Here is an 8,880-nt window from a genome sequence, read left to right as displayed (position 1 = left end):
CATACGATCCCTATCTGTTCGAACCATAGATTTATATAAACTACTTTTAGCAGCATTACCTGCCACAACCTCTCTCATAACTCCATTATAAGAAGTAAGATTAATTCCCTCTTCTCGGGTTATGGCATCATGACAACCAGCCATAGCACAGTTTGATATAAGAAGTGGCTTAATGGTATTAACAAAATATACTGAATCTGTGCTGCAAGCGATAGAAATAGCCGGTGGCACAGTGTCAATCTCGGAAATAGCTGGAACCTCATGCTTACAAGCTGTAAAAGCAAGCACTATCCCTACAATTAGTAAGGAGTTAATTGAAAAATTTTTCATAAAATATTATTTTCGACAAAAATGCCTTCAGTTGTGTAAATACCTATGATAGGTAAAAATTAGTAAGGTGAAATAGAAAAATTTAACTACTAATAATTGGAGGTCTTAATAAAGAATGTGAATGCACATCTGGGATGTAAGGCAGTGTAAAGGTGGAGTAATTCGTTTTCGAAATTTTTACTAAAGGCGATGCAATTTTTAATTTTAAAAAACTCACAAAACAGATGGTGGTTCTATGATTATTAACCTGCATAAATGGCATTTGATCCTCTTCTTGATTATCAGAAACAATACCGTCGCCTACCTCATCATAATGTGAACTTAAAAAATAAACAAAATCTAATTTTTCATTATCAGCAAGATGATTTTTGTAATGAACGAAAATCATGGGCAACCTTAATAACTGGGCGAATTCAACATTGCCCAATAAATAAATTGACATGAATGTTAAAAAAAACACCCTTTTCATCCTTGATTATTTAATTTTCTTAAAGTTAACGATTATATTGTAACATTTATTATACAACCTAATTAGTGCTTTTTGATAGTTTGCAATCAAACAAGATTCTAAATGAAAAAAATAATTCCCCAAGTCATCCTCTTCATCAGTATGCTCCCCCTGTGCATCCAAGCAAAAGATCTTAACTTCATTTACAAAAGTGGAGAAAATGGCTATAAATCTTTCCGCATCCCTGCAATTGTTAGTACAAATAATGGTACTTTATTAGCATTCGCCGAAGCAAGAAAAAACGGTGCAAGCGATAAGGGAGATATTGATTTAGTGCTTAAAAGATCATCAGACAATGGATTAAGCTGGTCGGAAATGCAGATTGTATGGGATGATGCTGATAATACTTGTGGAAACCCAGCCCCTGTGGTGGATCGTAAAACGGGTCGCATTATTTTACTTTCAACTTGGAATCTTGGTAGCGATAGTGAGCAAATGATTATCGATGGTAAAAGTAAAGACACACGTAGAATTTTTGTCATGAACTCGACTGATGATGGAAAAATTTGGTCGGAACCTACGGAAATTACAACAGATGTTAAAAAACCTAACTGGACTTGGTATGCCACCGGACCGGTAAATGGGATTCAGTTAAATTCTAAGAAATATAATGGCCGCCTTGTTATTCCTAGCGATCATATTGAAGCCGATACAAAGAAATATTATTCCCATACCATCCACTCAGATGATGGCGGCTTTACTTGGAGGCTTGGTGGCAGCACTCCCACCGATCAAGTGAACGAATGCACCATAGTTGAATTTCCTTCTGGAGAGCTCTTATTAAACATGCGGAATTATAATTCCTTGCGCGTACGACAAACCTCCCGTAGTAAGAATGGCGGTGAAACTTGGTCGGCGCTTAAACCAGACCTCGCCCTCATTGAACCTATTTGTCAGGCAAGTATGATATGGTATGATAAAAAAGGTAGAAAACCATTTCTAGCCTTCTCAAACCCAGCAAGTAGTAATTCAAGAAGCAATATGACCGTTCGAATTTCTTACGATAAGGGTAAAACATGGAAGCTAAAAAATGTACTACATGAAGGGCCATCCGCTTATTCAAACCTAGTGATACTTCCCAATTCAAATCTTGCTTGCTTTTATGAAGCTGGAATTAAGTCGGCCTATGAGGGAATTGTTTTTCAGGAATTAAATTTCAAGGATTTTAACTAATTGGAGTTCATAAATTAAAGCTCTAAATTATAAAATCCCATTTTATATGTTCAAAAAAATAGAAGTACATGAATGTAAAAAGTAAGCCGACAAGAATTTTGATTTTAGTGCTTTTCATTTTTTTAATAAAATCTGCAACCGCATCAGCACAAACAAAAACTCATCCATTTAATCCCCTACCCAAACAGTGGGATGAAGCGATACCACAGGGTAATGGTATGTTAGGCACACTCATTTGGGAAAAGAATAATGTTTTACGATTTGCATTAGATCGCGCCGATTTATGGGATAGCAGACCAATGAAGGGCCTCCACCGTGATGAATTTAGCTATCAATGGATTGTACAACAAAGGCTAAACAATAATTATAAACCGGTACAAGAGTATTTCGATCATCCTTATGACAGGGAGCCGGCGCCCACTAAAATTCCGGGGGCGGGATTAGAATTTAAATTTACTAAGGGGCTAGTGCTTGCGGATGCACAATTAAATCTGGACGAAGCCATTTCAGAAATTAGCTGGAAAAATGGTACTCGCTTACGCTCTTTTGTACATGCCGAGAAACCTATTGGATGGTTCAAATTTGAAAACCTGACTAGTGATTTCGAGGTCGAATTAATTCCACCAGCATACCAAAATGCGGTAAAAATTAGTGGCGACCCCGTTGGAGGTGATGATTTAGGTCGCTTAGGTTATGAGCAGGGTACCCTTACTAAAGGAAATAATACCATTATTTATAAACAAAAGGGCTGGGGTGATTTCTCTTATGAGGTAATTGTTTCTTGGAAAAAAGTAGATGCAAAAACGATAGAAGGTATTTGGACAATCCGCAGTAATCCGGATAATTTCAAAAGTAATATCAATCAAAAATCTTTGGAGGAAATGCTGAAATCTGGTTTTGAACAGCATAAAAAAAGTCATTCAGCTTGGTGGTCAGCTTTTTGGGCTAAATCCAATTTGCAAATCCCAGACCCAACATTACAGCATCAATGGGAGATGGAACAATATAAATTTGGATCTAGCGCGCGTGAAAATACGCCACCAATATCCTTACAAGCTGTTTGGTCGGCCGACAATGGCCGCATACCCCCTTGGAAAGGAGATTTCCATCACGACTTAAACACTCAACTCAGTTATTGGCCATCCTATAGTGCAAATCACTTGGAGGAGGCAATGGGTTATTTAAATCACTTTGAGTCCAATAAAGAAAACTACAAACGCTACACCAAACAATTCTTTGGGAAAGAAGGCATAGCTGTACCCGGTGTAACTACCCTAGATGGTACCGAAATGGGGGGATGGATTCAATATTCGCTTTCACCAACTGTTTCGGCTTGGATTTCACAGCATTATTACCTGCAGTGGCGCTATAGCATGGATAAAAAGTTTCTAAAAACGAAGGCCTATCCATGGATAAAATCGACCGCCCAATTTTTGGAACAGATTTCGGTTTTAGATGCGGAAACCGGAAAAAGAAAACTTATTATCAGCTCTAGTCCCGAGATTAACGACAATGATAGTAGCGCCTGGTTTACCAAAACAACCAATTACGATCTATCCCTAATGCAGTTCAATTTTAAAATAGCGGCTGAGCTAGCCAATGAATTGAATTTAAAGGATGAAGCCAAACATTGGAAAGAAATATATGCTCAATTACCCGAATTGGCTCTTTCCGAAAAGAAAGAATTAATGGTTGCACCTGACTATCCATATTCTAGTTCGCATCGTCATTTTTCACATATGATGTCTATCCACCCTTTAGGATTAGTCAAATGGGAAGATTCAGATGTATCTAAAGATATCATTCGGGCCAGTATCAAGCTTTTGGATACCACGGGACCAAAGGGTTGGGTTGGATATTCCTACTCCTGGTTAGCGAATTTAAAAGCAAGAGCGAAAGATGGGGAAGGTGCAGCAAATGCTTTAACAATTTTTGCAAAAGCATTTTGTTCTAGCAATAGCTTTCACGTAAATGGTGATCAGACTAAATCCGGCTATTCCGATGCTCATTATAGGCCATTTACCTTGGAAGGAAACTTTGCTTTTGCTTCCGGATTACAAGAAATGCTCATTCAATCACATGCTGGTTTTCTGGAGATCTTTCCTGCAATTCCAGCTAGTTGGGATAATGTTTCATTTAATACACTGCGCGCAGAAGGTGCCTTTTTGGTAAGCGCTAAAAGAGAAAATGGCAGAGTTGAGACATTAAATATCTATTCAGAAAAAGGTGGGCAACTCAAAGTTAAATCACCATTTAAGAAATTTGAACAAAAAATTAATGGTAAAGTGAAGATTGGTAAATCTGAAAATGGTTTTATTTTAATTGATTTTGAGGCTCAAAGCAGCATTTCATTAAAGTCACTTTAATAAAATAAGGGCTCCTAAGCTGGAGCCCTTTTAATAAAACTCGAGAATAATAGCCCTTATTTTAACTTCGAAAAATCTGTTCCCTGCATATAAACAGCTTCCACTTTTTCTACCAACTTACCATTTACCTCTGATGCAGTGCTGGCTTTTATCCATTCAGGATCTTTACGGAAATTCTCCCATGATAACTTTGCGGCAGCCTCATTTTTATGAGAAAGGAAATAAAGAAGCTTTGGTTGCACAGAAGGATCACTTTCAATTGTAGTGAAATAATTGATATTTTTCATGCCATTATTCTTAAATATCTTCATGGTATGATCTCTAAAACGAGATTCAAGGTTTGGCAACTTTTCTGGCTTTGCGGTATAGATGCGCAATTCATAAGTGTTGAGTTCACCTGCTTTTGATGCTTTGAATTTTGGACTATAGTCTGTGGTTTTTAAGAAGTAAGTTTCAGCTTTAGCAATCAATTTTCCATTCTCTTCCGACTTTCTAGCAGCTTCTTTCCATAGCGGGTCAGCAGCAAAATCTCGCCATGATGCATCTCTAGCCTCTTTATTTGGGTAAGACATCAAATAATAAAATGCATTGTCTGAGTTTTTTGTTGGCACCCAATAACCCAATCCTTCGATATTATATTTTTTAAATAATGGCACAGCATGATCTCTAAATCTCGTGATTAAAGCATCCAGCTTCCCTGGATTACAATAGTAAACTCTTAATTCATAATATCGATCATCAGTAGATTTTGAATAGCTCAATTGACTTAGAAGAAGGAGTGATAGGATTAGGGAATTTTTCATTTTGCGTTTTGTTAATTATAGATGAAAATTAGCCAAAAAATTGAATAAATCACCTACAAATAATCTCTCCTAGCATTATTATTTGCTTAAATTAAAATTAGATTCCTTCACATTTGCGGAACTATTACCTACAAAAACTTTAAAATCACCTGGCTCGGCTACAAAATCTAAATTTGAATTGTAGAATTTTAAATTCTCCTCAGTCAGGGTAAACAACACTTGTTTAGATTCCCCAGCTTTCAAGTAGATTTTTTGGAAGGCCTTTAACTCCTTTAATGGGCGAGTAATTGAGCCAACCATATCGCGAATATAAAGCTGAACAACTTCTTCCCCATCTGATGTACCCGTATTTTTTAAGTTTACAGAAACCTGAATACTTGATGAAGGAGTCATTGTTTTGGAACTCAAAACCGGATTTGAAATTTCGAAACTAGTATAGCTCATACCATATCCAAAAGGATATAAAGGCTCATTGCTTACATCTAAATAATTGGAGCGGAACTTCTTAAACCATTCGCCATCAGCAAGCGGACGGCCAGTATTTTTATGGTTATAAAAAATTGGAATTTGTCCGATATTTTGAGGGAAAGTTGCTGATAATTTCCCAGAGGGGTTAACATCCCCAAAAAGTACATCTGCAATAGCATGACCAGCTTCAGAGCCAGCAAACCATACATTGAGAATAGATGGTACATGCTTATTTTCCCAGCTAAGGTCTAGCGGTCGACCATTAAACACGAGTAAAACTACAGGCTTACCCGTAGCCAATAAAGCCTCCAGTAGCCTGCGCTGAACCTCTGGAATCTTGATATCTGTGCGGCTAGAGCTTTCGCCACTCATTTCAGAACTTTCACCAAGAGCTGCAACAATAACATCCGATTGCATAGCCGCATCAAGAGCCTCTTTAATTAGTACTGCTTCCGGACGATTATCACGTGGGATTGTCCTTCCAAACATGGTGGCACGCTCTTGATAAGTAGCATCTTCTAATAAATTAGACCCCAAGGCATAAATCAATTTGCTAGGATTGCCCAAGGCATCTTCCAAGCCTTTTCTCACCGAGATTGCCTTGCTTAAGTCGGTGGAGACAGACCACGTTCCCGGCATATTAACTTTTGAATCGGCCAGCGGACCGATTAAGGCTATTTTATCCGTCTTTTTTAAGGGGAGTGTATTATTTGAATTTTTTAATAGGACAAAACTTTTTGTGGCTGCTTCACGAGCAAACTTCCTGTTTTCGACTGTATATATTTTTGTTTTAGCACGTTCCTCATCGCAATACTTAAATGGATCGTCAAATAAGCCCAATTTATACTTTGCTTCTAAAACAAAGCGACAAGCACGATTAATATCATCGATTGAAACCGAACCATTTCCCAAGGATTTTTTAAGTGTAAGCAAGAAGCCTTCGCCAACCATATCCATGTCTACACCAGCCTTTAGCGCTAAAGCAGAAACCTGATTTAAATCCCCGAATCCATGATCTACCATTTCATTAATTCCAGTATAATCTGTAACAACTAGTCCCTTAAACTGCCAATCCTTTCTTAAAAGATCATCTAAGAGCCATTTATTTGCTGTTGCAGGAATACCATTAATTTCGTTAAAGGATGTCATGACACTACCTGCCCCAGCATCAATTGCTGCCTTGTATGGGGGTAAATATTCATTGTACATACGCACTTTGCTCATGTCTACAGTATTATAATCCCTTCCAGCTTCTCCGGCACCATAAAGAGCAAAGTGTTTAACACAAGCCATTAAAGTATTTATTTTTGCCAAATCATCGCCTTGGTATCCAATTACCATAGCTTTAGCAATTTCAGAACCCAAAAATGGATCTTCACCACTTCCCTCAGAAAATCTACCCCAACGTGGATCTCTAGAAATATCTACCATAGGAGAGAAAGTCCAGTTAATACCATCAGCTGACGCTTCTTCAGCAGCAATTCGAGCACTCTTTTCAATTAGTGGCATATCCCAAGTAGCCGACATACCCAATGGGATAGGAAAGGTCGTTTTATAGCCGTGGATAACATCTAAACCAAAAATCAAGGGGATTTTTAAACGCGTATGATTTACTGCGAGGGCCTGAGCTTTACGGATTTTTTGCGGACTTGTTAAACTAAAAAAACCACCCACTTCACCACGCTTTACTTTATTCTCTAAATCAGAATTTACGGTTGAACCCGTTATTGCCTCACCGCCAGTCAATAAATTTAACTGCCCAATTTTTTCTTCAACAGTCATTTTAGACATTAATTCATTCAGAAAAACATCCATTTTGCTTTTCGGAGCTATATTACTGCCTTTTAGATTTTGGTTTTGTTGAGCACTTGCTGTAAAAATTGTGAATGCCGAAATTGCAATTAGGTACTTTAATGATCTCATTTTATCTCTCTCAATTATTTATTAAAAATTTTTACTTTACTCTTTAAAACCTTATTATCGAACTATCAAAGCTCTTGATTCTCCCAATTAACATTTTGATGAGAAGATCTTATTTATCAAATAACCCTTCTTGGATCTGTTGCCTTTGGAATTACATTTAATGAAAATGATTCGATACTGAAATAATAAGACTGACCCATAGTTAAGCACTTCATATCCAATAAATTAGTATCGTAAACCAACCATTAATTACTATTTGGGTGTCTATAAAAATTAAATTGAGCATAAATCTGGCGGCTTATAAAAGCGAAAGCAACCAATAAAATCAGACTGAACTTCATCATTTTATTGGTTTTTTAAATGGGGGCTCTCAAAACCCAATTTTTTTAATCCAGATTGCACGTCTTCATCCTGCATAAATAATCTCCATAATAATCCACTTCTGTAATTTTCAATCATCACTACTTCTGGACCTTTATCGATTCCCAAATATCTAGGAACATACCAATTAGCGGTTTCACTAAAAGCATCATAAAAACCAAATTTGCCCCAAACTTTATCTTTCTTATTTTCATACCAGTGGCGCATAGCAGCCATAGACTGTTCTGGAGTATAAACGATTGAGGAAATAGCAGCGGTAGGGGAAATTACGCCAAGATCTCTATCTTTTTGAGGAGCATGACCTGCATAGCCACGCATTGAATAACTTGATGTTAATCCCCAGCTATTAGGACCATAACCTTTGTACCCAAGAGGATTATCAACACACCATTGGTAATTAATTAAAGCTTGATTTTTGGCTTCCAATCCATAATCACCATAAGCATCTTTTAAACCATTTGGATTTAAACCTAGGAAGGAGTAATGTGCCCAAAATAATGGTCCGCCATAAGGCTCATCACCCTGATGAAAAAATTGAAGGGAAATATCTTTATAGGAGCGGGGAGATTTTATTTCACCCTTCATAGCCCATCCCTCATCGTATACTTTTTTGTCGATTCCATGAGTTGGCGAAGCAGCAGCCATCACATACATAATTAAGCATTCGTTAAACCCTTTAACAGGGAAATTCATTTTCCATTGATATTGAGGGCTCCAATGCCAATAAAGAACGTTCTTGCCATTGCGATAAAAATCAAAATCGATACCCTTCCACAACTCATCTGCTAAAGATGCGAGTGTTTTTTCCTCACGATTTCCATTCTTAAAATACTGCTTTACGCAAATAAGACCTTGAGCAACAAAGGAAGTTTCAACTAAATCGCCACCATCATCAAACTTAGAAAAAGGTTTCACTTTGCCAGTTTCC

At 37.3% G+C, this 8,880-nt stretch carries 7 protein-coding genes; 2 read left to right on the top strand and 5 right to left on the bottom strand.

The annotated features are described in order from the left end of the window. On the bottom strand, positions 1–330 hold a 330-nt coding region (locus tag ACILQF_RS07345; RefSeq protein WP_395626768.1), incomplete at its 3' end, for a hypothetical protein. Between the two features lie 82 nt (positions 331–412). Next, positions 413–718, bottom strand: coding sequence for a hypothetical protein (locus ACILQF_RS07340; RefSeq protein WP_395626767.1), 306 nt, complete (start codon positions 716–718; stop codon positions 413–415). Between the two features lie 183 nt (positions 719–901). Here ACILQF_RS07340 and ACILQF_RS07335 point away from each other — a divergent pair, with 183 nt between their 5' ends. Beyond that, complete coding sequence (locus tag ACILQF_RS07335; protein ID WP_395626766.1) at positions 902–2,011, top strand: exo-alpha-sialidase; 1,110 nt, start codon at positions 902–904, stop codon at positions 2,009–2,011. Positions 2,012–2,079: 68 nt separating this feature from the next. After that, a complete protein-coding gene (locus ACILQF_RS07330; RefSeq protein WP_395626765.1) occupies positions 2,080–4,377 on the top strand; it encodes a glycosyl hydrolase family 95 catalytic domain-containing protein in 2,298 nt (765 codons plus the stop codon). 56 nt (positions 4,378–4,433) lie between these two features. On the opposite strand, the gene ACILQF_RS07325 is transcribed toward ACILQF_RS07330, so the two are convergent. The 3 genes from ACILQF_RS07325 to ACILQF_RS07315 all read right to left on the bottom strand — a co-directional run. Further along, the gene (locus tag ACILQF_RS07325; RefSeq protein ID WP_395626764.1) at positions 4,434–5,180 is read right to left on the bottom strand and encodes an NIPSNAP family protein; all 747 of its coding nucleotides are present in this window, start codon (positions 5,178–5,180) and stop codon (positions 4,434–4,436) included. Between the two features lie 78 nt (positions 5,181–5,258). After that, positions 5,259–7,571 carry a beta-glucosidase BglX gene (gene bglX / locus ACILQF_RS07320; RefSeq protein ID WP_395626763.1) on the bottom strand — a complete coding sequence of 771 codons (2,313 nt, stop codon included), beginning with the start codon at positions 7,569–7,571 and terminating at the stop codon, positions 5,259–5,261. Between the two features lie 345 nt (positions 7,572–7,916). Beyond that, positions 7,917–8,880, bottom strand: a 964-nt coding sequence (locus ACILQF_RS07315) for a glucoamylase family protein (protein ID WP_395626762.1), incomplete at its 5' end; no start/stop codon positions are given.

This window comes from Daejeonella sp. (assembly GCF_044232565.1).
Lineage (GTDB): Bacteria > Bacteroidota > Bacteroidia > Sphingobacteriales > Sphingobacteriaceae > Daejeonella.
This window is presented reverse-complemented; position numbering and strand designations above follow the sequence as displayed.

Bases quoted from the DNA above. Each gene is read 5' to 3' on its own strand.
- bglX (WP_395626763.1), bottom strand. From the start codon at position 7,571: ATGAGATCATTAAAGTACCTAATTGCAATTTCGGCATTCACAATTTTT.
- ACILQF_RS07325 (WP_395626764.1), bottom strand. From the start codon at position 5,180: ATGAAAAATTCCCTAATCCTATCACTCCTTCTTCTAAGTCAATTGAGC.
- ACILQF_RS07330 (WP_395626765.1), top strand. From the start codon at position 2,080: ATGAATGTAAAAAGTAAGCCGACAAGAATTTTGATTTTAGTGCTTTTC.
- ACILQF_RS07340 (WP_395626767.1), bottom strand. From the start codon at position 718: ATGATTTTCGTTCATTACAAAAATCATCTTGCTGATAATGAAAAATTA.
- ACILQF_RS07335 (WP_395626766.1), top strand. From the start codon at position 902: ATGAAAAAAATAATTCCCCAAGTCATCCTCTTCATCAGTATGCTCCCC.